General features: G+C 71.0%; 22 protein-coding genes and 2 pseudogenes. 5 read left to right on the top strand and 19 right to left on the bottom strand.

Annotated features, from left to right (window positions below):
• Positions 1-33 precede the first annotated feature (33 nt).
• Positions 34-1113: pseudogene (locus E1161_RS15345) on the bottom strand (ROK family protein); the annotation flags it as partial.
• 165 nt (positions 1114-1278) lie between these two features.
• Between E1161_RS15345 and E1161_RS15340 the strand changes: the two are divergent.
• On the top strand, positions 1279-1851 hold the full coding sequence (locus tag E1161_RS15340) for a dihydrofolate reductase family protein (RefSeq protein ID WP_132623919.1): 573 nt from the start codon (positions 1279-1281) through the stop codon (positions 1849-1851).
• A 40-nt stretch (positions 1852-1891) separates the two neighbouring features.
• On the opposite strand, the gene E1161_RS15335 is transcribed toward E1161_RS15340, so the two are convergent.
• The 6 genes from E1161_RS15335 to E1161_RS15315 all read right to left on the bottom strand — a co-directional run bounded on the left by E1161_RS15335 (position 1892) and on the right by E1161_RS15315 (position 9791).
• Positions 1892-3472 (bottom strand): GMC oxidoreductase, encoded by a 1581-nt coding sequence (locus tag E1161_RS15335; RefSeq protein WP_456238831.1) that lies wholly within the window; start codon positions 3470-3472, stop codon positions 1892-1894.
• Between the two features lie 85 nt (positions 3473-3557).
• Positions 3558-4115, bottom strand: a complete 558-nt coding sequence (locus E1161_RS15330) for a TetR/AcrR family transcriptional regulator (protein ID WP_132623917.1) — start codon at positions 4113-4115, stop codon at positions 3558-3560.
• A gap of 57 nt (positions 4116-4172) precedes the next feature.
• Positions 4173-6113 carry a PIG-L family deacetylase gene (locus E1161_RS27200; protein ID WP_165939808.1) on the bottom strand — a complete coding sequence of 647 codons (1941 nt, stop codon included), beginning with the start codon at positions 6111-6113 and terminating at the stop codon, positions 4173-4175.
• A complete protein-coding gene (locus tag E1161_RS27195) occupies positions 6110-8344 on the bottom strand; it encodes a hypothetical protein (protein WP_165939807.1) in 2235 nt (744 codons plus the stop codon). Before E1161_RS27195 ends, E1161_RS27200 begins: the two co-directional genes overlap by 4 nt.
• A complete protein-coding gene (locus E1161_RS27190) occupies positions 8341-8727 on the bottom strand; it encodes a GtrA family protein (protein WP_268951394.1) in 387 nt (128 codons plus the stop codon). Before E1161_RS27190 ends, E1161_RS27195 begins: the two co-directional genes overlap by 4 nt.
• A 32-nt stretch (positions 8728-8759) precedes the next feature.
• Positions 8760-9791: a glycosyltransferase family 2 protein gene (locus tag E1161_RS15315; RefSeq protein ID WP_235875045.1), complete on the bottom strand. Its 1032-nt coding sequence runs from the start codon at positions 9789-9791 to the stop codon at positions 8760-8762.
• A 427-nt stretch (positions 9792-10218) separates the two neighbouring features.
• On the opposite strand from E1161_RS15315, the gene E1161_RS28375 reads away from it, so the two are divergent.
• A complete protein-coding gene (locus E1161_RS28375) occupies positions 10219-10344 on the top strand; it encodes a hypothetical protein (RefSeq protein WP_268951392.1) in 126 nt (41 codons plus the stop codon).
• Positions 10345-10554: 210 nt separating this feature from the next.
• Here E1161_RS28375 and E1161_RS15310 read toward each other — a convergent pair whose 3' ends face one another.
• The 5 genes and pseudogenes from E1161_RS15310 to E1161_RS15290 all read right to left on the bottom strand — a co-directional run bounded on the left by E1161_RS15310 (position 10555) and on the right by E1161_RS15290 (position 15605).
• The gene (locus tag E1161_RS15310; protein WP_132623913.1) at positions 10555-10932 is read right to left on the bottom strand and encodes a PH domain-containing protein; all 378 of its coding nucleotides are present in this window, start codon (positions 10930-10932) and stop codon (positions 10555-10557) included.
• Between the two features lie 312 nt (positions 10933-11244).
• Positions 11245-12069 carry a fumarylacetoacetate hydrolase family protein gene (locus E1161_RS15305; RefSeq protein WP_328591263.1) on the bottom strand — a complete coding sequence of 275 codons (825 nt, stop codon included), beginning with the start codon at positions 12067-12069 and terminating at the stop codon, positions 11245-11247.
• Positions 12070-12080: 11 nt separating this feature from the next.
• Positions 12081-13856 carry a glyoxylate carboligase gene (gene gcl / locus E1161_RS15300; protein ID WP_132623909.1) on the bottom strand — a complete coding sequence of 592 codons (1776 nt, stop codon included), beginning with the start codon at positions 13854-13856 and terminating at the stop codon, positions 12081-12083.
• Positions 13857-13879: 23 nt separating this feature from the next.
• Positions 13880-14770, bottom strand: a pseudogene (locus tag E1161_RS15295) (2-hydroxy-3-oxopropionate reductase); the annotation flags it as partial.
• A 22-nt stretch (positions 14771-14792) separates the two neighbouring features.
• On the bottom strand, positions 14793-15605 hold the full coding sequence (locus tag E1161_RS15290; RefSeq protein ID WP_132623905.1) for a hydroxypyruvate isomerase family protein: 813 nt from the start codon (positions 15603-15605) through the stop codon (positions 14793-14795).
• 130 nt (positions 15606-15735) lie between these two features.
• On the opposite strand from E1161_RS15290, the gene E1161_RS15285 reads away from it, so the two are divergent.
• Positions 15736-16422 carry a RibD family protein gene (locus tag E1161_RS15285; protein ID WP_132623903.1) on the top strand — a complete coding sequence of 229 codons (687 nt, stop codon included), beginning with the start codon at positions 15736-15738 and terminating at the stop codon, positions 16420-16422.
• Here E1161_RS15285 and E1161_RS15280 read toward each other — a convergent pair.
• The gene (locus E1161_RS15280) at positions 16403-17083 is read right to left on the bottom strand and encodes a CDP-alcohol phosphatidyltransferase family protein (RefSeq protein WP_132623901.1); all 681 of its coding nucleotides are present in this window, start codon (positions 17081-17083) and stop codon (positions 16403-16405) included. The two genes, E1161_RS15285 and E1161_RS15280, sit on opposite strands and share 20 nt — an antisense overlap.
• 27 nt (positions 17084-17110) lie before the next feature.
• Here E1161_RS15280 and E1161_RS15275 point away from each other — a divergent pair, with 27 nt between their 5' ends.
• Positions 17111-18082, top strand: coding sequence for a zinc-dependent alcohol dehydrogenase (locus E1161_RS15275; RefSeq protein WP_132623899.1), 972 nt, complete (start codon positions 17111-17113; stop codon positions 18080-18082).
• Positions 18069-18230 (top strand): creatininase family protein, encoded by a 162-nt coding sequence (locus tag E1161_RS27600; protein ID WP_207920258.1) that lies wholly within the window; start codon positions 18069-18071, stop codon positions 18228-18230. Before E1161_RS15275 ends, E1161_RS27600 begins: the two co-directional genes overlap by 14 nt.
• Positions 18231-18380: 150 nt before the next feature.
• On the opposite strand, the gene E1161_RS15265 is transcribed toward E1161_RS27600, so the two are convergent.
• From E1161_RS15265 to E1161_RS27185, 6 genes are all read right to left on the bottom strand, one after another.
• Positions 18381-19346, bottom strand: a complete 966-nt coding sequence (locus E1161_RS15265; protein WP_132623897.1) for a lysylphosphatidylglycerol synthase transmembrane domain-containing protein — start codon at positions 19344-19346, stop codon at positions 18381-18383.
• Positions 19343-20116 (bottom strand): methyltransferase domain-containing protein, encoded by a 774-nt coding sequence (locus E1161_RS15260; protein WP_132623895.1) that lies wholly within the window; start codon positions 20114-20116, stop codon positions 19343-19345. Before E1161_RS15260 ends, E1161_RS15265 begins: the two co-directional genes overlap by 4 nt.
• Positions 20117-20163: 47 nt before the next feature.
• The gene (locus tag E1161_RS27595; protein ID WP_207920257.1) at positions 20164-21159 is read right to left on the bottom strand and encodes a glycosyltransferase family 4 protein; all 996 of its coding nucleotides are present in this window, start codon (positions 21157-21159) and stop codon (positions 20164-20166) included.
• Positions 21156-21554, bottom strand: a complete 399-nt coding sequence (locus E1161_RS27590) for a 6-pyruvoyl trahydropterin synthase family protein (protein ID WP_207920256.1) — start codon at positions 21552-21554, stop codon at positions 21156-21158. The genes E1161_RS27595 and E1161_RS27590 overlap by 4 nt, the downstream gene beginning before the upstream one ends.
• Positions 21555-21939: 385 nt before the next feature.
• Positions 21940-23415: an MFS transporter gene (locus E1161_RS15250; protein WP_165939805.1), complete on the bottom strand. Its 1476-nt coding sequence runs from the start codon at positions 23413-23415 to the stop codon at positions 21940-21942.
• 68 nt (positions 23416-23483) lie between these two features.
• Positions 23484-24158, bottom strand: coding sequence for a helix-turn-helix domain-containing protein (locus tag E1161_RS27185; RefSeq protein WP_165939804.1), 675 nt, complete (start codon positions 24156-24158; stop codon positions 23484-23486).
• Between the last annotated feature and the right edge of the window lie 81 nt (positions 24159-24239).

Genomic DNA, 24239 nt, shown 5'->3' with positions numbered 1-24239 from the left:
GTCGGCGAGACGCGCGCAGCGGACGACCGGTTTCGCCGCAACCCACGGGAACAGCTCGGCACCGACGGTGTCGCTGGTCTGCTCGACGATCACCGGTGCCAGCCGGGCGATGTCGCCGCCGATCACGACCTCGGCCGGGTTGAACACCATCGCCACCACGCCCACGGCCCGCCCCAGCGCACGAGCCGCGTCGCGCAGCACTTGCGCGACAACGGGGTCGCCGGAGCTCGCCAGCTCGTCGAGGGAATCGACGTCGGCACCGCGCTTCCTGCAAGCCGCCAGCATCGCCGGGACCGAGGCGACCGTCTCCAAGCAGCCGTCCTTGCCGCAGCGGCAGCGCGCACCACCTGGGACGACGGTGACGTGACCGAGTTCGCCGGCCAGGCCGGTGGCCCCGGGCACGAGCCGCCCGCCGATCACCAGGGCACCGCCGACGCCGTCGGACAACCGCACGTAGAGCACGTTCTCGGCGTTGGCGTCGCCTGCGAGCGCTTCGGCCAGCGCCGCGAGGCGGGTGTTGTTGTGCACCATCACCGGTGCGCCGAAGCGCTCGGCGAAGGAGACGTCCACGTCGTCGCGCGCGGCGGCGAACCCCGGGCCGAACGCGCCTTCCGGGGCGTGCGGGGCCGACGAGCGCGGATGCGGCCCGGTGACGCCGATCCCGACCCCCTGCAAGGCCCGGAAGTGCACGCCCCGCGCGGCGCTGAGGCGGTCGATGAGCTCGAAGGCGGTTTCCATGCGCTCCGGCCACCCGGTGCTGTCGTGGTAGGCCTGACGTCCGGAAGCCAGGATCTCGTGGGCGGCGTCGGCGATCGCCACGTGCACCCGCCGGTGCCCGAAGTCCACGCCCAGGAACTGCCCGGAGTTGGGGTCCAGCGCGAGCTGCTCGGCGGGCCGACCGCTTCCCGCCCGCGACGCCGCATCGGTGTCGACCACGACGATCGCGCCGTGTCGCAGCAGGTCACGGGTGATCTCCGAGATGGTGGTGCGGGACAGTCCCACCGCACTGGCGATCTCACCGCGGCTCAGCGCACCCCGCTCGCGGAGCGCGCGCAGCACCCGCTCCTGGTGGGTGTGCCGCACCAGCGCGTGCGCCTCGCCTGGCAATCGCATGTCGGACATGCTCGAACGGCTCCATTTTTCCGGCAAGGGTCCGACAGAATTGTTCTGCGCAGTGGAACTCCCTCCGCTGAGCTGCACGAGCGACCCCACCGATGAGTTCTGGTCCGGCCGGGAGTCCACACGAGCAGACAATCGAGATCAAGGAGAGTTCTTCCCATGCGCACCCTCATCAGCTCGGCTTTCGTCTCGCTCGACGGCGTCGTGGAGGCCCCCGGTGGCGAGCCCGGTTACCGCAACTCGGGATGGACGTTCAAGCACGTCGAGTTCCTGCCGGAGGCGTTCGAGATCAAGGGCCGGGAGCAGCAGGAGGCCACCGCGATGCTGCTGGGCCGGGTCAGCTACGAGGCGTTCAGCCCGGTCTGGCCGTCGATGGAGGACTTCGCCGAGTACAAGGACATGCTTAAGTACGTGGTGTCCACCGAGCTCACCGACGACGCGCTGGTCACCGGCTGGGGGCCGACCACGATCCTGCGCTCGGTGGACGAGGTCGCCGCGCTCAAGGAGACCGAGGGTGGGCCGATCATCATGCACGGCAGCGCGACCCTCAACCGCGCGCTCTCCGACGCCGGGCTCATCGACCGCTACCACCTGCTGGTCTTCCCGCTCCTGCTCGGCGCGGGCAAGCGCCTGTTCAGCAGCACCGACAAGGACGCCCAGAAGCTCCGGCTCGTCGAGCACGAGGTCTACTCCAACGGCATCCAGAAGAACGTCTTCGACGTCGTGCGCTGAAGCTCCGGCGGGCTCGGCCGGGGCCGAGCCCGCCGGAGCTTCAGCGGGTCCGGACGTCCTCGGCCAGCACGCGAGCGATGTTGCGCTCCGCGAGGGCCGTGATGGTGACGAAGGGGTTGACACCGGTGCTCCCCGGGATGAGGGAGCCGTCGGTGACGTAGAGGTTGCGGTACCCCTTCACCCGGCCGTAGAGGTCGGTGGCCTCGCCCAGGACGAGTCCGCCCAGCGGGTGGTAGGTGAACCGGTTCTCGAAGGCCCTGGTATCGCCGAACAGGTCGTAGCGGTAGCTGGTGCCGTTGACCGAGTTGATCCGGTCGAACAGCTGCTTGGCCGCGTCGATCGACGGCTGCCCCTGCTCCTCGCGCCACTGCAGGACGGCGCGGTCGGCGCCGGGCTCGTAGCGGAACGAGCCGCGCTCCGGGTTGCGGGTGATCGCCAGGTACAGGCTCGCCCACGTCTCCAAACCGGCTGGGACCGGCGCGATCTCGGCGAACACCGGGTTCACCGGGTCTTCCCACGCGTCGATGCCCAGCGCTGGCATGCCCGATTCGAGCGGTCCGACGAGGTCCTGCACGTGATTGGCGCGGCCGAGCATCACGTTGCCGTTGGTGCCCCATCCCTCGCCGACCGCTTCGCCGAGGTTCGGCAGCTTGCCGGTGTCGCGGGCGCGCACCAGCAGTTCGGTGGACCCCAGGCTTCCCGCGCCCAGGAACAGGTACTCGGTGGTGAGCTGCCGGACGTCGAGCACGTTGCCCAGCTCGTCGATCCGGCGCACCGACAGCGCGTAGCTGCCGTCCTGCTGCTGGGCGATGTCGCGGACCTCGCTCAGCGCCTGGATGGTGACGTTGCCGGTGCCCACGGCGGCGGCGAGGTAGGTCTGGTCCAACGAGCGCTTGCCGTGGTTGTTGCCGTAGATGACCTCCGACGCCAGCGCCGAGCGCGGCACCAGGCCGTTCTCCTCGCGCCGCATGTAGTCGAAGTCGTAGACGCTGGGCACGAACGTCGTCTTGTACCCGGCCTTGTGCGCGGCGGCGCGGGAAACCCGCGCGAACTGGTAGGAGTCGCAGGTCTCGAACCAGTCCTCGTCGATGTGGTTGGTGCCGAGCATCGAGTTGGCCAGCGGGAAGTACCTGCCGTACATCTCCTCGGCATCGACCTCGGGCAGGACCTGCTCGAAGTACCAGCGCTTCGGGGTCACCGCCATCGCGCCGTTGACCAGCGATCCGCCGCCGACCCCGCGCCCGACGTAGACCGACATGTCGCCGTAGTCGACGCGGTCGAGCACGCCCGCGTAGGGCTCGATGTCGCGGTTGGCGATGTCCAGCCACAGGAACGACGCCAGCGGCGCCTCGGTGCGGTCTGTGAACCACATCGCCCGGCGGTCCGGGGCGAGCATGTCGGAGAAGATCTTGCCGTCCTCGGCTGGGGTGTTCCACAACCGGCCCATCTCCAGCATCACGGTGGGCACGCCCGCCGAGCCGAGCCGCAGCGCGGTGACCGCGGCGCCGTATCCGGTTCCGATGACCACCGCCGGGGAGTGCTCGGCGGCCTGGGCGGAGTGTCGTGTCGAGATGGTGGTCAGCCCGAGCGCTGAGGCGGAACCGAGGGCGGCCATGCCCATGAAGCGGCGGCGGGAGGTTGGAGCGCGCACACCGGCCCTTTCTATCGTTGACGCAGCCTTACAACTGTTGTCAACGATGTAAAGATCAGGAGGTGACGCTCAAGCCCGGAACGAGATGCCGGTGCAGGTAGGCGCGCAGCTTCGAGTCCGACCGCGATCGCTCGCTCTCGAACTGCACCAGCGACACCAGCCACCGCAGGCAGGTCTCGGCGATCTCCTCCAGCTCCTCCTCCAACTCCGGCTGGAACTCCAGCAACGGCAGCAGGAACGAGCGCGACAGCTCCAGAGCGCCCGGACCGACCGCGTCTCCGTCGAAGAGGATCGTGCCGCGCTGCGGGAACGCGATCGGCGCCAGCGCGGGACTGCTGCGGAACTCGGAACGCGCCGCGACCATGACCTCCACGACGTAGTCGGCTGCCGACGACGCCTCGTCGCGCGCTCGCTCCACCACCCGTGAGATCACCTGGACGGCAGCGGCTTCCAGCGCTTCGGCGGCGAGCTGGTCCAGCGTTCCGAAGTGGGCGTAGATCGTCGGACGGGACAGGCCCGAGAGCCGGGCGACCGAGCTGATCGAAAGCCCTTCGTAGCCCGCGGTCGCCATCCGCTGGATCGCCGCGTCGACGATCCTGGTGTGGACATCCATCCCGGTAGTATCCGACGCCCGGATGCGCCGGGAACGCCCGGTCGGTCCGGTTCGCCTTCAGTCCGCCCCCGCAGCGGCAACCGGGGGCTCGACCACCGCGGGACGCCATCCCGCGAACCTGAGACCGCCGGGGCCATGCGCACCGGTGTTGACCACCAGCCCGCCGTCGACACCGAGCCCGACGAGCGTGATGTCGCCGTTGGGCTCGACGACCGGGGCGGGGTGGTCGGTGACCGATCCGCCCACGTCGACCCACCCACCTCCTGCCAGATCCGCGACGTGGACGTTCCCCGCACCGTCACGAGCCACCCGGACCAGGTCCGCGAAGCCGTGCGGCCCCGGTCCCGCCGCGACCGGATCACCGATCCCACCGGGGCCGGGGGACGTCACTGGGCCGCCCCGCCAGCCTTGCGGGGTCAGCGTCCGCTCGACCAGCTCACCGCCTCGGTCAGTGCGCACGAGCAGTCGGATCAACCCGTCGCGAGCGCGCTCGGTCACCGGAGCGCCCGCCGGCCTGGCCGGGCCGATCGGCACCGCTTCGGCACGCGCGCCTCCGGAACGCGGGACTTCCCAGTGCAGCACCTGCTCACGCGTGGTCGCGAACACGTGCGCCACGCCGCCGACGCCGGCAACGATCGAAACGCCGTCCTGAGCGTCGGTGCCGACGAGATCGGACCACGGTTGCCACCGCGAGCTGCCCGGCGAGCTCTCCCTGCGGATGCTGACACCACCGGCGGCGTTCTTCACCGCCAGCACGATCCGGCCATCGGAATCCACTGTGGCGGCGGGCGGGCCGTTCTGAGCTGGATCGGCCGCGGCGGGGGCGTCCACCACTTCCCACCGCCGGGGCCAGACGCCCGACCTCTCCTGCCGCAGGAGCAGGATTCGGGAACCGTCCCCGCTCTGAGCGACCAGCACCGGCTGCCTCTGCCCCTCTCCCAGCAACGAGATCCGCGGGCGGAGCGGTTCCGGGAGCGGCATCAGCTCAGGGCCGTTCCAGAAGCCCTGCGGAGTGCGCGTCCAGCGCGCGAGACCGTGCGCTCGCACCGAGAACGCACGCACCACACCATCTCCACCTCGGACTGCCCACCCCCCTCCTCGCGGCCACCGGTAGGCGCTGTTGTCGCTCCAACTCCGGTAGATGCCGCCCTTGGCGAGCACGTCGTGAGCCGCGTACGCGGCGAACGCCTCGCGGGTCGTGCCCTTGTCCTCATCGGACAGCGCCGAGGGGGTGTCGGCGACGTTGTAGTCGCGGTAGGTCAGCACCATCGGCGAGAAGGCGCGCGGCCGGTGCGCGGCGAGCGCCTCCTTCGCCAACGCCGCGCCGGCGACGTGATCCGGGTGGTTGTGCACCCCGACCCAGTTGGACTGGTAGCGCCTGTCGGGCTGGTCGTCCTGCAGGCGCATCACGGTGGGCTGGAACGCGTCCAGCAGCGCGGTGATGGACTCGACCACCGCACGCCGATCGAACAGCTGCGGGTGTGGCACGGCGGCGCCCGCCGGAACCGTCGTGGTGACGGTGAGCGCGGGATCGTGCCGCAGCCTGGACAACGCGTGTCGCCCCGACTGCGGGTTGGCGTCTTCGGGCAGGTTCAGGAAGACCAGCCTGACGTCGGGATCGGCGTGCAACGTGTCGACCTCGGCCAAGCGCCCGCGCCCCACCGGGATCGTGCCACGCGACCACTCGTTGGGCTTGCGGACCATCCGCGCGTAGGCGGCCCGGGTGCCTTCCTGCCTCGCCGCGCTGTAGCCCGCCTGGTCCGGCACGGCCGCTTCGCCCGCGGTGAGGTAGATGCCGGTCGTGGGGTGTCCGCTGCGCAGCCCCTCGGCCAGGTCGGGGTTCATGAACAGCAAGTCGTCGTCGGGGTGCGCGGTCACCTGCGCGTAGTGCGGCTGCGGGAGCGGCTCGGGCCGGGCAGCGTCGCGCTGCGGCGGCGCTTGGCAGGTGGCCAGGAACACGAGCACGGCCGCGATGCCGAACGTGATCGTTCTGCTCATCGAGGAGCTCCGGCGGACTCCCGGCGACGTGCGGTGACCTGCTGGATCCCGACGCCCGCGGCGAGCAGCGCGCCGCCCGCCGCGGACCCGAGCCCCAAGCGCATGCTCGGCGGCGTCCAGGTGAGTTCCAACCGCCCCGGCCCTGGCGGCCCAGCGGGCAACGCGACTTCCAGCAGGCCGGCGGGCCCGGCGTGAGCGGGAACCTCGGAGCCGTTCCAGGTCGCGGTGTAGCCGGGCCAAGCCATCCTCGCGAAGACCAGCCGCCCGGCCCCTCCGCCGCTTCGGAGGACGTCGACCCCTTCGGTGCGCGGCCCGTCGGAGACGTCGGAGACCACTCGCAGGTGCGGCGAGGCCCAGCTGAGGTGTCCCGTTCCGGCTGAGGCCGGGACATCCCGCCGCAGGACGCTGATCCGGGAGTTCCGCTCGACGAGGTGCCAGCCCTCCGGCACGACCGGCTGCGGGACGATCTCGTGTTGGACGACGACCGTGTCCAGCAGCAGGAGGTCCGCGAGCCGGACGTCCGCACCGGGCGGGGGGCGCCACAGCGCGTCGTAGGCCGCCGGGCACGACGATCCGTCGTAGCGCATGCACAGCACGTCGGTCAGCTCGCGGAAACCGATCCCGGTGTACGAGCCGAGACCGTCCACACCGGACAGGAGGAAGGCGTTGCCCATGGTCATGTCGCGCCACATCTCGCGCGATTCCTCCCCAGGGCCCGGCTCGTTGAGCGCGGTGTCGGCGATCTGCAGCACGCGCCCCTCGTAACGTCCGGCGTAGTTCTCCCGCATCTGCTCCGGAGAACTCGGGAAGTAGTACTGCAAGTCGGCACCGCCGCCGATGAACCACAAGCACTGCGCGCAGAAGGTGAGCGCGGTGCCCACCTGCAGCACCGCGACCAGCGGCTTGCTCCCGCGCGCGCGGTAGAGGGCCAAGCCCGCGGTGACCAGCAGTCCGATGAGGAGCGAGATGAGCACCGCGCGGCGCAGCGTCACCAGACCCGGACTGCGCTCGGCGCTGAAGTACACCGCCAACAGCAGGAAGACAGCCGTGGCAGCCGCACGAGCACGCGGGCGATCCAGCCGTAGCCCGGCGGCCAGCACCACGGCCAGCAGCACGGCCAGGGCGAGGTAGCCGTAGTGAACCACCCGCAGCGGCCAGCGGAACATCCACACCTCGGACGGTCCCAGGACGACCAGCAGGTACACGACCGCGATCACCAAGGGCCCGGCGAGCTCGCGCGACCGCCTGCGCAACACCGACCAGTCGCACCAGAACGCAAGCGGGACCGCGAACCAGCAGAAGTACACCGCGGGCACACCCACACCGGGAATGGCGGGGACGTAGGTCGGCATGCTGAGGTTGAGCAGATCGTCCAGGTGCGGCGCGAGCCCACCGCTGTTGTGGATGCCGCCAGAGGTGCTGCGCCAGGTCATGTGCGCGGTGCGCACCAGCGGCAGGTACACCAGCGGCACGACCGCCGCGATCGCCGCCGAGACGAGCACGAGCCGGTAGGCCGCTGCCCATCGCCGCAGCAACCCGGCCTCGATCAGCAGGGCCGCGAGGACCACGCACACACCGAGCAGGCCGTAGGGGTTTCCCGCGGTCACCGCGAGCGCTCCGAGCAGGAAGATCCAGAAGGCGTTGGTGCGACCGCGCACCATGCGGCGCGCGACCAGCCAGACGAACGGAACCCACACGAACGCCAGGAGCGCGGCGGGCCACTTCGCGGCGTCGAAGTGCAGCAGCGAACCGGTCAGCGGCAGCGCGGTGGCGAGCGCGCTCGCCGACCACCGGGCGGCTCCGTACTCGCGGCACAGCAGGTAGCAGCCCAGCGCGACCGCCGCGAGCGCGACCGTCCGCACGACGATGCCGGCGACCCCCACGTCCGCGGCGAACGAAACCCCCACCCACACCACGGCGTTGACCGGGTTCCAGATGCCGTACAGCGTTTCGGCGGCGAGGTTCCCGCCCATCAGCAGGTCCGGGTCCAGCACCGGCGGCCAGGTCCCGTTCCGCACCTGGTGGCCCAGGTGGTACCACATGGGCAGGACTTGAGTGGCCGAGTCGTCGGCGAAGTAGAACCACCCCGGGCGCAGGACGGGCAGCTGCGCCAGGGCGGCCACGAGGAGGCAGGTGATCAACGGCGCCGACACCCGACCGGGACCGCGGGCGGCATCGGCCCCGTGAGGCTTCACGTTCTCGGCCGGAGCGACAGCGACAGCTTGCGTCACGATGTCCTCCCCATCCGCAACGACTCATCGGGCCCAGGGCGGAGCGAGCGGTTCCGGGAGGTCAGGACCAGGCGGCTCACCAGGTAGGTGGCCGGGGTGGCCACCAGGCCGCCGAGCACGGTCGCCAGCAACGGGTGGATGCCGACCACTTCGACCAGCAGCCACATCGCGGCGGCGCTGAGCCCTAGGTTGACGCAGTTCGACACCGGGTAGAGCAGGAAGGTCCGCAGCCGCGGCCGGACGCGGAAGGTGTACCGGCAGTTGAGCACGTAGGACACCGACATCGCCGCGATCGTGGCGAGCACGTGCGCGACCAGGTATCCGACCAGCGGCCACGTCGCGAGGTAGACCGAGTAGTGCACGACCGTGTTCACGGCCCCCACCCCCACGAAGCGCGCGAACCTGCCGGGTTCGTTCAGTCCGCGCACTGCTGCCCTCCGTTGCCCGTGCCGGGGTCGGCGACCAGCGGGCCGTCGGAGGGGCGCCGGGGCACGATCATCCTCGGGGCGCTGTCCGAGCCTTCCTGCGCGGGAGGCATCACCGAACCACCGGACTCCTTGATGAAGTAGGGCGGTCGATTCTTCGATTCGAGGTAGATGCGTCCGACGTACTCGCCGACCACGCCCAGCAGCAGCAGCTGCATCCCACCGAACCCGGTGATGCCCACCATCAGCGTCGCGTATCCCGGAACACCCGGATAACCGGCCAACGCGCGGAAGATCACGTACACGGCGTAGACGAAGGCCAGCAGCGTGACCAGGCTGCCCAGGTACACCGCCGCGCGGAGCGGTTTGCTGTTGAACGAGACCACGCCGTCGATCCCGTAGTTGACGAGCTTGCCGAAGCTGAAGCAGGACCGGTCGTACTTGCGGGTGACGTTGCGGTACGGAACGGTCGCGGTCTGGAAACCCACGTAGGCGAACAGCCCCTTGGAGAACCGGTTGCTCTCCGGCATGGCCAGCATCGCGTCGACCGCCCGGCGGGAGAGCACCCGGAAGTCGCCCACCCCGTCCTCGAGCTGGACGTCCGCGAGCTTGTTCACCCCGATGTAGTACAGCTTCGACAGCAGTGACCTGACGCGCGGTTCCCCGTGCCGGTCGCGGCGCGCGACGACTTGGTCGTGGCCGGAATCGAGCAGCTCGAGCATGTCCGCGATCAGCCACGCCGGGTGCTGCAGGTCGGCGTCCATGATCAGGACCCGGTCGCCGGCCGCCTCCCGGATCCCGGCGAGCATGGCCCCCTCCTTGCCGAAGTTGCGGCTCAACGACAGGTACCGGTACCGCGGGTCCAGGCTGCTCAGCCGGCGGGCCTCCTCGAGCGTGCCGTCGGTGCTGCCGTCGTCGACGAGCACGACCTCGTACCGGCTCACGAGCGCGGGAAGCACAGCGTTGAGCTCATCGCGGAGCTCCTTCAAACCGCGCTCCTCGTTGAAGCACGGAATCACCACAGAAAGATCCATAATCGCACTCGCGCAAGGTCGAGGAATTAATAGGAGGTCCGTTCGAAAATTGATCAATCGAACGGCGCGATTAAGGCGGTGCGGCGGATTCGGTGAAACGATCTCGCCGAGCAGCTCGGACCCGCGAGTCGGATTTCTCGCGAGCCGACACTGGTCAGGCCGGGCGTTCTCCCCGTGGATCCGGTGCAGCGGTGGATCTTCCGCCTACCGTGGTCCGGCACGCCGCACCTCCAAGATCGTCCCTGCAAGACGGGCATGCACGTGGCGCCCCACGTCCGACAATTCGCTCGCACCTGCCGAGCCAGTCGCGATGCGATTGGCAGAAGAATCTCGCACCTCTCGCAATTCGATCACGCGCGATCGACATTAAGTCAAACGCACCCGAACCGCACGACCCAGTGCACACGCTCACTCCATGGCGTGGATTCGAGCGGCCGTGCTCGATCGCGATCCGCATCGCCGTTGGATCGGCGGGTGCGGCGCGAACTCCGACGCGGCGGCCGATGCACGACGCTTCCCCGAGCTGGAGGTCGAGGCGTAGTCCTTGCGGTCGGTGGCGATGGTGAACGCGCAGGCTCCGGCCGCGAACAGGCGCACCACCGAGCCGTCCTCGCGAAGAGTTCGCCTCCTGCGGTGCCCGAAGACCTCCGCAGGAGGGAAGCCGGCGTGGACGCACTCACCGGGCGTGGGGTCGTAGGGCCCGAGGTAGGAGTGCCAGCAGTCCAGGAGATCGACGTCCGGACCCGGTGGATCAGCGCGCGACGAAGGCGGCCAGCAGAGCCTGCACCTCGTAGACGTCGACGCCCTTGCCGAACTGCTGCGAGAGCGGCTCGGCAGTGCTGGAGATCCAGATCTTGAGCTCGGCGTCGAGGTCGAAAGTGCCTGCGGTCTCGACGGAGAAGTGGGTGATGCTGCGGTACGGGATCGAGTGGTACTCGGTCTTCCGGCCGGTCACGCCTTGCTTGTCGACGAGGATCAGGCGCCGATCGGTGAAGATCAGCGAGTCCCGGATCAGCTGGTAGGCGGCGTGGATCTGCTCGTCCTGCGCCAGCAGGCGCCCGAACTCCTTCGCCGCCGCCCGGGGGTCGATCCCCGAGGCGTTGCCCATCATCCCGCCGAACAGACCCATGCCCCGCTCCTCACCGACGATCTCTTCCTCACCACCGTACCGAAGCTCCGCGGACCCGGGCCGGGCCGCAGGCGCACGCCGAACGCCGGCCAGTCCACGGAAATCGGCAGACCGGCCAGCGCCGCGGAGAGGTCGAGGGTCCAGCCGCTGACCGCCACGTGGAGCTCCGGTCACCTCGGGTGTCGGGGCGTGGGCAGCTCTTCGGTGACGTGCCGCGCGGCGCTGGACTCACCGGAAGCCGGCTGCGGTGCTGGGTGCTCCCGGAGCGGGAGGGTCGCGCCCGGCAGTGCGCTCGCCTCCCGCCCCGGGCCCCTATCCCCGCACCGTGGTGCGCTGGCGCCCGAGGTGCTGGACCTCGAGGTCGACCACGTCGCGCGGACGGAGGTACGGACGCGGCTCCGGGTGCGAAGCCGCGACCCCGGCCGGGGTTCCGGTGAGGACCAGATCCCCCGGGTGCAGCGTCATCAGGCCGCTGAGGTGCGACAACAGCTCAGCGACGCTGAAGACCATGTCGGCCGTGCGGCCCCGCTGGCGGTGGGTCCCGTTCACCCGCAGGTCCAGGCGCAGGGCCTGCGGATCGGGGATCTCGTCGGCGGTGACCAGCCACGGGCCCAGCGGGCTGAAGGTGTCGTGGCACTTGCCGCGCACCCACGTCGGCCCGCTCTGGAGGTGCGCTCGCTCGGTGACGTCGTTGGCCGCGACGTAGCCGCCCACCGAGCGCAAGGCCTCCGCCGGGTCCGGGCAGGCGCGCAGCCGGGTGCCGATCACGACGCCCAGCTCCACCTCCCAGTCGGTGTGCGCGCTGCCGGGCGGAAGCACGATCTCGTCGTTCGGACCGGTGATCCCGCTGCTGGGCTTGAGGAACACGATCGGCTCCGCCGGGAGTTCGGCACCTGCGGCCGCCGCGTGGCAGCGGTAGTTCAGGCCGATGCCCACGACCTTGCCCGGTGGCGCGATCGGCGGACCGAAGCGCCTCGCGGACAGCTCCGGGAGCGCCTCACGACCGGCTTCGATGGCCGCGAGGCGTTCGGGATCGGCCAGCAGGTCCCCGTCGATGTCGTGGGCGAACCCGGAAACGTCGCGGACCAGGCCCGCAGCGTCCAACACCCCCGGCCGCTCGGCACCGGGTCCGCCCACCCTGACCAGTCTCACGACCGGCCCGCCACCGCGGTCGGAGCGTCGGCGCCGGACTCGGCCAGCGCCTCGAACTCGTTGACCGCGTCGATCTCGGTGCCCATCGACACGTTGGTGACCCGCTCGACCACGACCTCCACCACCACCGGGACCCGGTGTTCGGCGACGAGCTTCTTGGCCTGCTCCAGCGCATCGAAGATGCCCTCGGACTCGAACACCCGCAGCGCCTTGCAGCCGAGCCCTTCGACGACCTTGACGTGGTCGACGCCGTACCCGGCGAGATCCGGCGCGTTGATGTTGTCGAAGGACAGCTGCACGCAGTAGTCCATGTCGAACCCGCGCTGCGCCTGCCGGATCAGCCCGAGGTAGGCGTTGTTGATCAGCACGTGCACGAACGGGATGTTGAACTGCGCGCCGACCGCGAGCTCCTCCACCAGGAACTGGAAGTCGTAGTCGCCCGAGACCGCGACCACTGCGGACTCAGGGTCGGCGGTGGCCACGCCGATGGCGGCGGGCACCGTCCAGCCCAGCGGACCGGCCTGACCCGCGTTGATCCAGTGCCGCGGCCGGTAGACGTGCAGCATCTGCGCGGCCTGGATCTGCGAGAGCCCGATCGTGGAGACGTAGCGGGTGTCGGGGCCGAACGCGCGGTTCATCTCCTGGTACACCCGCTGCGGCTTGATCGGTGCGGCGTCGAAGTCGGTCTTGCGCAGCAGCTCCGCCTTGCGGTCCTGGCACCCCCGGATCCACGCACCGCGATCGGCGAGCCTGCCCTGCTCCCGCCATTCGCGCGCGACCTCGACGAAGACCTCGAGCGCGGCCCGGGCGTCGGACACGATGCCGTAATCCGGTGCGAAGACCCGACCGATCTGGGTGGGCTCGACGTCGACGTGGACGAAGGTCCGGCCCTTGCGATAGGTGTCGAGACCTCCGGTGTGCCGGTTGGCCCAGCGGTTGCCGATGCCGAGCACGAAGTCCGACGCGAGCATCGTCGCGTTGCCGTAGCGGTGCGCGGTCTGCAGACCGACCATGCCGGCCGCCAGCGGGTGGTCGTCGGGCATCGTGCCCCAGCCCATCAACGTGGGCACGACCGGAACGCCCAGCGTCTCGGCGAACTCCACCAGCAGGTCCGAGGCGTCGGCGTTGATGACGCCGCCACCGGCGACGATCAGCGGCCGCTCCGCGGAGTTGAGCATCTCCAGGGCGTGCTCGACCTGTGCACGGGTCGCCGCCGGGGTGGCGACCGGAAGCGGCTCGTAGGTGCCGATGTCGAACTCGATCTCCGCCAGCTGCACGTCCACCGGGAGGTCGAGGAGCACCGGACCGGGCCTTCCCGACCGCATCAGCTGGAACGCCTTCTGGAACGCGCCCGGGACCTGGGCCGGTTCCAGCACGGTCACCGCCCACTTGGTGACGGGCTGGGCCACCGACTGGATGTCGACCGCCTGGAAGTCCTCCTTGTGCAGCTTGGCGACCGGGGCCTGGCCGGTGATGGCCAGGATCGGAATCGAGTCGGCCGAAGCGGAGTACAACCCGGTGATCATGTCGGTGCCCGCCGGCCCCGAGGTGCCGACGCAGACGCCGATGTTGCCCGCTTCGGTCCGCGTGTAGCCCTCGGCCATGTGCGAGGCGGCCTCGACGTGGCGGGCGAGCACGTGGCGGATGCCGCCGTGCTCCTTCATGGCGCTGTAGAACGGGTTGATCGCGGCGCCGGGCAGCCCGAAGGTCTGCGTGGCGCCCTCCTTCTCCAGGATGAGGGCGGCGGCGTCGACGGTGCGCATGCGCGTCATGTTCGTCCTCGTTTCGGCTGGGGTCAGGTGTCGCTGAGACCGGAGAGTCGTTCGACGCCGCGCAGCAGCGCGGAGTGGTCGAGCCCGCCGTCACCGTTGGCGCGAGCGGAGGCCATCAGCTGGGCGAGCAGCGAGCCCAGCGGCACGACCGCACCGGATTCGCGGGCGGCGGCGGTGACGATGCCCAGGTCCTTGTGGTGCAGGTCGATGCGGAAACCGGGGGCGAAGTTGCGGTCGAGCATGTTCCGCCGCTTCTGCTCCAGCACCGCCGACCCGGCGAGCCCGCCGCCGAGGACCTCCAGCGCGGCTTCGGTGTCCACGCCGTAGGACTCGACGAACACCACGGCTTCCGCCAGCGCCTGGATGTTCGACGCCACGATCAGCTGGTTGGCGGCCTTGACGGTCTGACCCGCACCGCTCGGCCCGACGTGCACGACGGTCTTGCCGACGTGGTCGAAGACCTCCGCCGCAGCGGCGAAGTCCGCCTCGGAACCACCGACCATGATGGACAGCGCCGCGTTCTTCGCGCCGGCCTCACCACCGGAGACCGGGGCGTCGAGCAGCCGGAACCCCCTCTCGGCCGCCGTACCGGCGAGCTCGATGGTGACGTCGGGGCGGATGCTGGAGAAGTCGATGATCAGCGCGCCGGGCTTGGCGTTGGCGAAGACCCCGCCCTCACCGGCGAGCACGTCGCGCACGTCGGGGCTGTCGGGGACCATCACGCAGACGATCTCAGCGCCCGCCACGGCCTCGGCGATCGAGCCGGCCGGGCTCCCGCCCGCCGCCTCGAGCGGGCCGTACTTGTCGGGCGTGAGGTTGTAACCGGTCACGTCGTGGCCGGCGTAGGCGAGGTGCACGGCCATGGGGCTGCCCATGACGCCCAGGCCGATGAACGCGATCGAGCTCATTGCTTGCTTCCTCCTCGGATCTCTTGGTTCAGCTGCGGCGTTCGCGGGGGAGCCAGTCGAAGGGGCCCGCCTGGCCGCTCGCCTTGTGCTCCAGGCCGACCCAACCGCGGTAGCCGCCGCGCTCGAGCGCGGTGAGCTGCTGCTGCAGCGGCAGCGATCCCGTGCCGGGTTCGTTGCGGCCCGGGTGGTCGGCGATCTGCACGTGCGCGATGCGCCTGATGTGGTCGGCGATGACCTGGTCCACGTCGTCGCCGTTGACCGCCAGGTGGTAGAGGTCGGCGAGCAGCCCGAGGTTGGTCGCCCTGGCCTCGGCTTGCACCCGGTCGATGACGGCGAGCGCGTCGGCGGCGGTGCGCAGCGGGTAGGGCTGCGGGCCGCTGACCGGCTCGACCAGCACCGTTCCGCCGATGCGGGCGGCGGACTTCGCGGCGAGCGCGAGGTTCTCCACGGCCAGGGCGTCCTGCTCCTCGGCGGAGGCGTCGTCGACGCGGTTGCCGTAGAGGGCGTTGAAGGCGGTGCAGCCCAGCCGTTCGCCGATCTCGACGGTGACGTCGACGTTGTCGCGGAACTCCTGGCTGCGCGCCGGCCACGAGACGAGCCCGCGGTCGCCGCCGGGCATGTTCCCGGCGAAGAAGTTGAGCCCGACCAGCCGCACTCCCGCGTCCTCGACGGCGCGGACGAAGGCGTCGACGTCGCGTTGCGCGGGCACCGCGGTGTCGAACGGCCACCAGAACTCGACGGCGTCGAAGCCGGCTTCCTTCGCGGCGGCCGGTCGCTCCAGCAGCGGCAGATCGGTGAGCAGGATCGAGCAGTTGACCTCGTAGGGCAGTGCGTGACTCATCGCGACCGTCCTAATTCCGTATCGTGGATTTTTGTTTCCGTTTCACAGAATAGTGGCGGCCATCACCGGCTCTTGTCAACACTTTGTTTAAGGGAGCCGAACCCGATCACGACTGGGTACGGTGACGGATGTGTCGCGCCCGTACGTTCTGCTCAGCGTCGCCGTCAGCGCGGACGGCTTCATCGACGACGTCGACCCGCAGCGGTTCCTGCTGTCCAACGCGGCCGACTTCGACCACGTCGACCAGGTGCGCGCCGAGTCCGACGCGATCCTGCTGGGTGCGGGCACGGTGCGCCGGGATGACCCGCGACTGCTGGTCCGCAGCGCCGGCAGGTGCGCCGAACGGACCGCGCGCGGCCTGCCGGAGCACCCGCTGAAGGTCGTCGTGTCCGGCGGTGGCGACCTCGACCCCGCGCTGCGCTTGTGGCAGCGCGGCGGCGACAAGCTCGTCTACACCACCGACGACGGCGCGCGCGCAGCGCGCGGCCGCGTGGGCGGACTGGCCGAAATCGCTTCCCTGGGAACGCGAGTCGACTTCCCCGCGCTCGTCGACGACCTCGCCGACCGGGGCGTCGAGCGGCTCATGGTGGAGGGCGGGACCTGCATCCACACCGAGTTCCTCAAAGCCGGTCTGGCGGACGAGATCCGGATGGCGATCGCGCCGACGCTCATCGGACAAGCAGGCGCGCCGCGATTCCTCAACCCGGACAGCTTCCCCGGCGGTCCGGCACGCCGCTTCCACCTCGAAGACGTGACCCGGCTCGGCGATGTCGCCGTGCTGCGCTACTTCCCGAAGGTCACGTCTGAGAAAGGCTGAGCCACAGCACGTCTCGGCTGAACGACCACACGAGGAGGAGCAGCGCGCAGGCGACCAGCCCGCCCGCGTGCGGGACGACCCCCGACGCCGCGGCGACGAGCACGATCCCCTGCACCGCGGCCACGGCCTTGCGGGCGAAGCTCGGCGGCAGCTCCCCTCGAAGCCGCGGCAACACCCACGACGCGGCCACGAACAGGTAGCGCATCACCCCGATCGACAGCACCCACACGCCGAACGCGACAGCGACGTGCGCGCTGAGCACCAGGATGAGGAACGCGTCGACCTCCATGTCCAACCGCGCCCCGAACACCGACACCGTGCCGGTGCGCCGGGCCAGCAGGCCGTCGAAGAGGTCGCTGATCAGCGCGACGACGCCGAGGGTGACGATGATCGCGGGCCCAGCACCGTCGACCACCAGCGCGGCGATCACCGCGGTCAGCGCGGCCCGGACGAGCGTGATGCGGTCGGCCGGGCCGAGGGAAGTCCGGTCGTGCCGGCGCATCGAGCGGCGCAGCAGCACCAGGGTGACGATCGCGCAGCCGACCCCAGCACCCCAACCGGCGGGTCCGAGACCGGTGGTCGCGGCGACCGCGCCGAGCGCACCCACCTGGACGGCCGCCCACGTCAGGTGCTCCGCTGTGTTGCGGTGGAGTTCGATCATCGCCACTCTGGTCCTCGGAGGTCGTCCATGGCAGAGGCCACGCGAGCATTGTGGGTCACGTCGGAGGGCGAGTGCGAGATCCGGCGCGCCGCGCTGCCGGACCGTTCGCCGGATCAGGTGCGGGTGCGCACCTTGCACTCGGCGATCAGCCGGGGCACCGAAAACCTCGTGCTGCGCGGACGAATCCCCGAGTCCCAGCACCGGCGGATGCGGGCGCCGTTCCAGGAGGGCGAGTTCCCGTGGCCGGTCAAGTACGGCTACCTCAACGTCGGCGTGGTCGAACGCGGGCCAACCGAGCTGGAAGGCCGCGTGGTGTTCTGCCTGTACCCGCACCAGACCCGGTACGTGGTTCCCGCCGACGCGGTCACCGTCGTGCCCCCGCAGGTCCCGCCCGAGCGGGCCGTGCTCGCCGGAACCGTGGAGACCGCGGTCAACGCCGCGTGGGACGCGGCCCCGCTGATCGGTGACCGGATCGCGGTCGTCGGTGGCGGGATGGTCGGCTGCGCCGTGGCCGCGATCCTCGCCCGCGTCCCCGGCGTGCGGGCGCAGTTGATCGACGTCGACCCCGCCCGCGAGACGACCGCGCGCGCCCTCGGCGTCGACTTCGCCACCCCAGAACACGCCCACGACGGGTGCGATCTCGTCGTGCACGCCAGCGGCCACCGGCAGGGCCTGGTGCGCTCGCTGGAACTGCTCGCACCGGAAGGGCGGGTCGTCGAACTGAGCTGGTACGGGGACGCGGAGGTGAGCTTGCCGTTGGGCGAGTTCTTCCACTCCCGGCGGCTCACGATCCGCAGCAGCCAGGTGGGCGTGGTCGCGCATCCTCGCCGCGGTTACGCCGAGCGGATGTCGTTGGCGCTGGACCTGCTCGCCGATCCCGCCTTCGACGCCCTGATCACCGGTGAGAGCTCCTTCGAGGACCTGCCCGGACTGCTGACGGGCGAGCTCCCGGCGCTGTGCCACCGGATTGACTACCGTGCGGGTCATGCTCGTCCGTGACACCACCGACGACGTGCGCGACCGGCGAGCCTTTGTCGCGGTGCCGCCGATCGGCGACCTCGAACAGCACGGGCCGCACCTGCCGCTGGTGGCCGACACCGTCATCGCCTGCACCACCGCCCGGGAAGTCGCCGGCCCACCCCGGTAGCTGCCGACGCCGGTGACGAGCAGGAGCGCCCATCCCGCCGCACGCCCACCCCGATTCGGCCCGTCCCGGCGACGAGGCGGGCGATCGCCTCGCCGACGACCGCGGGCGCGCGCTCACGGCCGGGATGGCCGCACCACTCGGAGTCGGACGTCATCGGCGGCCGTCGCTGGTCTCAGCCCGCACGGGCCGAGACCAGCTCGCCGGACTCGTCGCGGCGTTCGACGACCACCTGGCGGCGCTTGGCTGACGGCTGACCAGGGGGATGACGCCCGGCATCGCGGCGATCACCGCCAGCACCCCGTAGGCCACCGAAGTCGCCAGGCCGTGCGCCGGATCCCACCCGGTGGCGGCGAAGGCGACCGCCAGGAACGCTTCCCTCGGCCCCCAGCCACCAACGTTGATCGGCAGCGCCATCACCAGCAGCGCGAGCACCAGCAGCGGCAGCAGGGCCGCGACCGGAACGTCCGCACCCGCGACCCGCGCGGCGACCAGGAACAGCGCCAGGTGCCCGGCGACGGTCGCGACAGAGGCCACCGCCACGGGCATCAGGGCTCGCCGGGTCAGCACCCCGCGACGTGCGTCGCGCCAGAACGTCACCGACGCACGGCGCACCGCTGGGACGAGCAGGCTCAGCCCCGCCACCGCCACCGCAACCGCGGCGATCAGCCCTGGAGCGAGTGCGAACGGCAGCGACGGGCCGGTCAGCAGCACGACCCCGGCGACGGCGATGAGGGCGATCTGCCCGGCGAAGCGTTCGAGCACGACGGCGCGAACACCACCGCCGAGGTCTCCGGAGCGGTGCCCGTGGCTGACCGCGCGGTGCACGTCTCCCAGCACCCCGGCGGGCAGCACGGCGTTGAGCAGCAGGGCCCGGTAGTAGTCGGCGACCGCCGCGCCCAGCGGCAACCGCAGTCCGAGACCGCGCGCGACCACGCACCACCGCCACGCGCTGCACACCGTGGTGGCCAACCCGATGCCCAGCGCCGCGAGCGCGGTCGCGACGTCGATGCCGCGCAGCCCGTCGAGGAACGCGTCCGCGCCCAGCCGCCACGCCAGCAGCGCGAGGATTCCGGCCGCCACGAGCACGCGCAGCCAGGGCCACAGCCGGCGGATCATGCTCGCTCCTCCGGTATCGCGAGCAGGTCGGCGTGGTGGACCAGGACCCGCAGGTCACCGGATCGCCTCCGCAGGTAGTCGGGTGCCGCTGCGGCCAGCTCGGGGTCCTGCTCGCAGGCCGCGCCGACCCAGCCGCGCAGCCACTCCTCGGTCAACGGACCCGGTCCGAGTCGCCAGGGGCTCGGACGGGTGAGCACCCGCGCGCCGAGGTCCTCGAACGCCGCGACGGCGGCGGGTACCGCGTCGGGCCCGAGCAGGTGGCGGCGTTGGTGCTGGTTGAACGCCTCCTCGAACCCCGCGTCCAGCGGTTCCGGCGGATCGAAGTCGACGCGCCCGACCACGGTGAGGGTCAGCAGGGCGGGGCAGCGGGCTTCGACGCAGGCGGCGGCCAACGAGCGGACTTCGGCTTCGGTGAGCACGTCGAGCAGCGCGGAGGCGGTGACCAGCGACGTCCCGGCCAGGTCCGTCGCGCGCAGTCCAGCGAGCTCGGCTCGCCGGGCTTCGACGGTGACGTCCTCGGTTGCCAAGGCGGCTTCGGCGAGCGCGAGGAGTCGCGGGTCGCGGTCGTGCAGGACCCAGTGCTGCGGGCCGTCGAGCCGTCCGGCCAGCCACCGTCCCATCGAGCCGGTGCCGCACCCCAGGTCGTGGATCACCAGCCCATGGGCCGGTAGGGACTCGCTGAGCGGTACCAGCAGGTCCGCCGCGCGAGCCTCGGCATCAGCGCGTTCGCGGAGTGCCAGCCACTCCGGGGCGAAACCGGCGGCGGTCATCGAAGATCCAATCGGCGGGAACCCCCGACTCCAGGCAGGGGGAGCAGTCAAGCTTCCAGGCTAGTCAGCGCCGCGGCCAGCTGTCGTGCGGTCGACTCCCAGGTCGGCAGCTGATCGCGGCGGCGCAGCGACGACGCGCGAAGCCGGGACCGGAAGTCCGGGTCGTCGGACCAGCGCCGCAGTGCTTCGGTGAGGGCCGCGGTGTCTCCGGGCTGCAGGAGCAGGCCGCCGTCGCCGAGCGCGTCCGGGACGGCGCTGGCGATCACCGGGATCCCCCGCGCCAGCGCCTCGGTGACGGCCATGCCGTAGGTCTCTGCGAGGGAGGGCTGCACGAGCAGGTCGGCGGATGCGTAGGCGTCGGCGAGCTCCGCACCGTGCAACGGGCCGCGCCAGCGGATCCCCTCGTGGTGTTCGATCAGCCGCCGCACGCGGTCGGGATCGGGAGCCGGGCCGACGAAGTCGCAGGTCAACGGGAGGTTCGCGAGGGCTTCGACCAGCACGTCGTGGCCCTTGCGGGGTGTCAGCGAAGCGACGCACAGGAGTCGTGACACCCCGTCGGTTCCGGGTACGAGCGCTGCGGGTTCGGTGCCCGGAGCCGCGGTGCGCACGCGGTGGAGACCGTGGTGGCGGGCGAGCCGCTGCGCGGCCTGCGGACTCGTGGCGATGACGAGGTCGGCCGCGCGCAGGGTCGTGCGCTCGGCGTTGTCGAGCCGCGCGGTGGTCGCCGGGTTCAGCCCGGTTTCCTCGGCCAGCGGCAGGTGCACCAGGACGGCCGTGCGCAGCCGGTCGGCGTGGGCGCCGATGCTCTCGGGAACACCGCAAGCCACGAGCCCGTCGAGCAGCACCGCTCCCCCGTCCGGCACCGATGCGAGCACCTCGGCCAACCGGTCGCGCGCGTCGTCGTCGGGCTGCGGCCAGGTTCCCGCGAGCGCCCTCACGCGCACGTCGAAGCCCAGCGCTGCCAGACCCGCGGTGGCGTGGCGGTCGTAGACGTTGCCGCCGCTGGGCTGGTCGTCGGCGGGGACGACGACGTGGACCCTCACAGCGCGCGTTCGTAGCCGGCCCAGGCCACGTGCGATTCGTGCAGCGCGACGCGCAGACCGCTGAGCCCGCGCGCGGATTCGCCGAGGGCTCCCTCGTGGACGCGGTCGGCGATGCGATCGGCGATGACCTTCGCCAGGAACTCCGTCGAGGTGTTGACCCCGGCGAACTCCGGTTCCTCGTCGAGGTTGCGGTAGTTCAGCCCGGCCAGCACCTCGCCGAGCTGTTCGGTGGCGCGTCCGATGTCGACGACGATGTTGTCGGCGTCCAGCTCCTCGCGGGTGAACGTCGCGTCCACCACGAACGTCGCTCCGTGCAGGCGTTGCGCGGGACCGAAGACCTCGCCCCGGAAGCTGTGGGCGATCATCACGTGATCGCGAACCGTGACGGTGAACAAAGGTGACCTCCGGTGGTCTGCCGGTTGCTGTCGCGATTGCGACCGAGCGTAAAGACAGCTGGACGAGGTGACGAGAGGCCGGACGCACGAGCGAGCGGCCATGCGCGAGGACGCCATCCGCGACGTGGACGTCACCGAACCGCATGTGGCGGCGGGACGCGCGACTTCCGCCGCATCGCCTTCCGCGACCCGGTCGACGGGGTCGCGCACCTGGCGATGGTCCTCGGTTCGGCGAGCGAGGCCGTGCTGGTGCGGTCCACTCGGATCGCCTGACCAGCGACGTCCCCGGCGCGCTGCGGTGCGAGTGCGGTGACTCGGCGACCGCCCCCGGCCATCCGTCGGCACCCACGACCTGCCGCACATCGGAGCGCACGTCCCGGGGTGATCAGCGCGCCCGCCACGGGCCGCCGCGCGCCAGGGACAGGACGAATCCCGACAGCGCGGCGAGACCCATCGCGGCCACGGCCACGGCGAAACCGGTGCGCACGGCCGGGTCGTCGGCGTCCGCCGCGTAGGAGGCCACGCCGGAGGAGCCCAGCCAGGTGGTCAGGAGCAGCAGCGCGACGGCGGTTCCGGCGGCCTGGGCGCTGTTGAACAGCATCGAGCGGATCCCGTTGGCCACCGCCCGGCGGTCGCTGCTCACACCGGCCATGATCGAGCCGGTGTTGGGGGCGGTGAACAGCCCCGTGCCGCCTCCGATGAGCCCCAGCCACAGCGCCATCAGCACCAGCGGCGCACCGGGTGTCGCCAGCTGACTGGCCAGTCCGGCGGTGCCGAGCACGACCAGCAGCGCGCCGAGGCTGGACAGGGTCCGCGCCGACCAGCGCGACGACAGCCGTCCGCTCAGCGGCGCGCACAGCATCATCAGCAGCGCCAACGGCATCACCACGAAGCCGGCCTCCAGCGCGGAGCGGTGCTCGACCATCTGCTGGTGCAGGCCCACCAGGACCACGACTCCCGCGCGGCAGAAGGAGTTGAAGAAAGCGGCCCCGTACGCCTGGCCGCGTCCGGGTCGGCGCACCAGCTGGAAGTCCAGCAGCGGAGCCGAGATCCGCAGCTCGACCAGCACGAACGCCGTCAGCAGCGCGACGCCCAGCAGGATCGCAGCCGGTACCCGGAAATCGGTCACGCCCCACGGCCCGATGCGGTTGATGCCGAACAGCAGCACGGCCAAGCCCGTGCTGGAGAGCACCGCTCCGGCGACGTCGAAGCGCTCCCGCGGTCCGCGTCCGCGCGGGATCTTCGGCAGAAGCCTCGCACCCAGCACCACGGCGAGGATTCCGATGGGCACGTTGACCAGGAACAACGCGTGCCAGTCGGCGAAGGTCACCAGCAGCCCGCCCAACGCGGGCCCGATCATCTGCGCGATCGACGCGGCGGTGATGTTCAGGCTCAGGCCGCGCACGAGGCGGTCCGGCGGGAAGACGTCGGTGAGGATCGCGGTCGTGTTGGTGACGGTGGTGGCCGCAGCGATGCCCTGCAGCACCCGCAGCAGGATGAGCACGGTGGCGTTGGGCGCGAGCGCGCACAGCAGGCTGATCACGGTGAAGCACACGAGACCGGCGAGGTAGATCGTCCGCCGCCCGAGCATGTCGGAGATCCGGCTGAACACCAGGATCGACGCGGTGTTGCTGAGCATGAACGCCACCAGGAACCAGTCGGCGGTGGCAGCGGGAACCCGGAAGGACGCCGACAGCGCGGGCAGCGCCAGGTTCACCGAAGTGGCGTTGACCAGCACCAGCATCAACCCGAGCGTGGTCACCCCGAGCGCCCGCCGGCACAGGCGGCGGACCTCCCGCTCGTCGTCGGCCTGTGGAGCCGCCGCATCGCGTCCACTCGCGTCCTGTCCGCGCCTGGTCACGATCAGCACTCCTTCGAGTCTAAAGCATCCTAACCTCCTCACTGGAGCGGAGAGCTGCTCCGAGGACCTCAACGACCAGCGAGCTCCGGGTCCCGCCGCTGCTCGTGGTGGGTGCGCGTGGGATCGGTCACGACGATCCGAGCGAGGCGGCCGACGGCCGGGGAACGACCCGTCAGGCAGCGCCGGTAGTGGTGCGGCGGGATTACTGCTGTTCGGGTGGAGTGGTGGCGGAAGGTGACCGCCGTGGGGAGGCCGGACTTCCTGGCGACCTGCTCCACGGGGAGGTCGGTGGTCTCGAGGAGGTCCTCGGCCAGCTCGGTCCTGGCGTCCGGCAGCCATCTGAGCGGCGCCAGGCCGTTTCGGTCAACGATTCCGCGTCCCGCACTTCGTGCACCACCACTGCACCAGGAGCTACGTCTGCGGTCGCGAGCTGGCGGCCCAGCAAGAGCCGTGAGCGAACCCGACGACGAGCTGCTGTTCTGTGCAACGCCTGCACGACCTCGGGGGCAGATGCGACGAGCAGTCCCGAGCGGTTCGAGGTCCACGGCGCCGATCCGGACGTGGAGTTCGCGCGCGAGGCCGGAGTGCCCGAGTACGAGCTCGACGTCCTGTCGGACGCGATCGCGCCGCACACCTCCTCCGGCATCGCCGATCGCAAGCAACCGGAGGTGGTGCTCCCGCACGTCGACGTGGCCACCGACATCGCTGGCGACCAGCGGGACGAGTTCCCGGAAAGCGCTCATCGCCGACTTCCACGAGCACCACCCGCGCGCGGACGACGGCTACGCCTGCCCGGCCTGATCGCCGAGCAGGAGCGGCAGCGC

Source organism: Saccharopolyspora aridisoli (assembly GCF_004348445.1).
Taxonomy (GTDB): domain Bacteria; phylum Actinomycetota; class Actinomycetes; order Mycobacteriales; family Pseudonocardiaceae; genus Saccharopolyspora; species Saccharopolyspora aridisoli.
The sequence above is the reverse complement of the archived record's forward strand: the minus strand, read 5'-3'. Positions and strand labels throughout refer to the sequence as shown.

Bases quoted from the DNA above. Each gene is read 5' to 3' on its own strand.
- E1161_RS15335 (WP_456238831.1), bottom strand. From the start codon at position 3,472: ATGGGCATGGCCGCCCTCGGTTCCGCCTCAGCGCTCGGGCTGACCACC.
- E1161_RS27185 (WP_165939804.1), bottom strand. From the start codon at position 24,158: ATGAGCGCTTTCCGGGAACTCGTCCCGCTGGTCGCCAGCGATGTCGGT.
- E1161_RS15260 (WP_132623895.1), bottom strand. From the start codon at position 20,116: ATGACCGCCGCCGGTTTCGCCCCGGAGTGGCTGGCACTCCGCGAACGC.
- E1161_RS15290 (WP_132623905.1), bottom strand. From the start codon at position 15,605: ATGAGTCACGCACTGCCCTACGAGGTCAACTGCTCGATCCTGCTCACC.
- E1161_RS27200 (WP_165939808.1), bottom strand. From the start codon at position 6,113: ATGAGCAGAACGATCACGTTCGGCATCGCGGCCGTGCTCGTGTTCCTG.
- E1161_RS15310 (WP_132623913.1), bottom strand. From the start codon at position 10,932: ATGGGTCTGTTCGGCGGGATGATGGGCAACGCCTCGGGGATCGACCCC.
- E1161_RS28375 (WP_268951392.1), top strand. From the start codon at position 10,219: ATGGCGTGGATTCGAGCGGCCGTGCTCGATCGCGATCCGCATCGCCGT.
- E1161_RS15340 (WP_132623919.1), top strand. From the start codon at position 1,279: ATGCGCACCCTCATCAGCTCGGCTTTCGTCTCGCTCGACGGCGTCGTG.
- gcl (WP_132623909.1), bottom strand. From the start codon at position 13,856: ATGACGCGCATGCGCACCGTCGACGCCGCCGCCCTCATCCTGGAGAAG.
- E1161_RS15265 (WP_132623897.1), bottom strand. From the start codon at position 19,346: ATGATCCGCCGGCTGTGGCCCTGGCTGCGCGTGCTCGTGGCGGCCGGA.
- E1161_RS15280 (WP_132623901.1), bottom strand. From the start codon at position 17,083: ATGATCGAACTCCACCGCAACACAGCGGAGCACCTGACGTGGGCGGCC.
- E1161_RS15275 (WP_132623899.1), top strand. From the start codon at position 17,111: ATGGCAGAGGCCACGCGAGCATTGTGGGTCACGTCGGAGGGCGAGTGC.
- E1161_RS27600 (WP_207920258.1), top strand. From the start codon at position 18,069: ATGCTCGTCCGTGACACCACCGACGACGTGCGCGACCGGCGAGCCTTT.
- E1161_RS15330 (WP_132623917.1), bottom strand. From the start codon at position 4,115: ATGGATGTCCACACCAGGATCGTCGACGCGGCGATCCAGCGGATGGCG.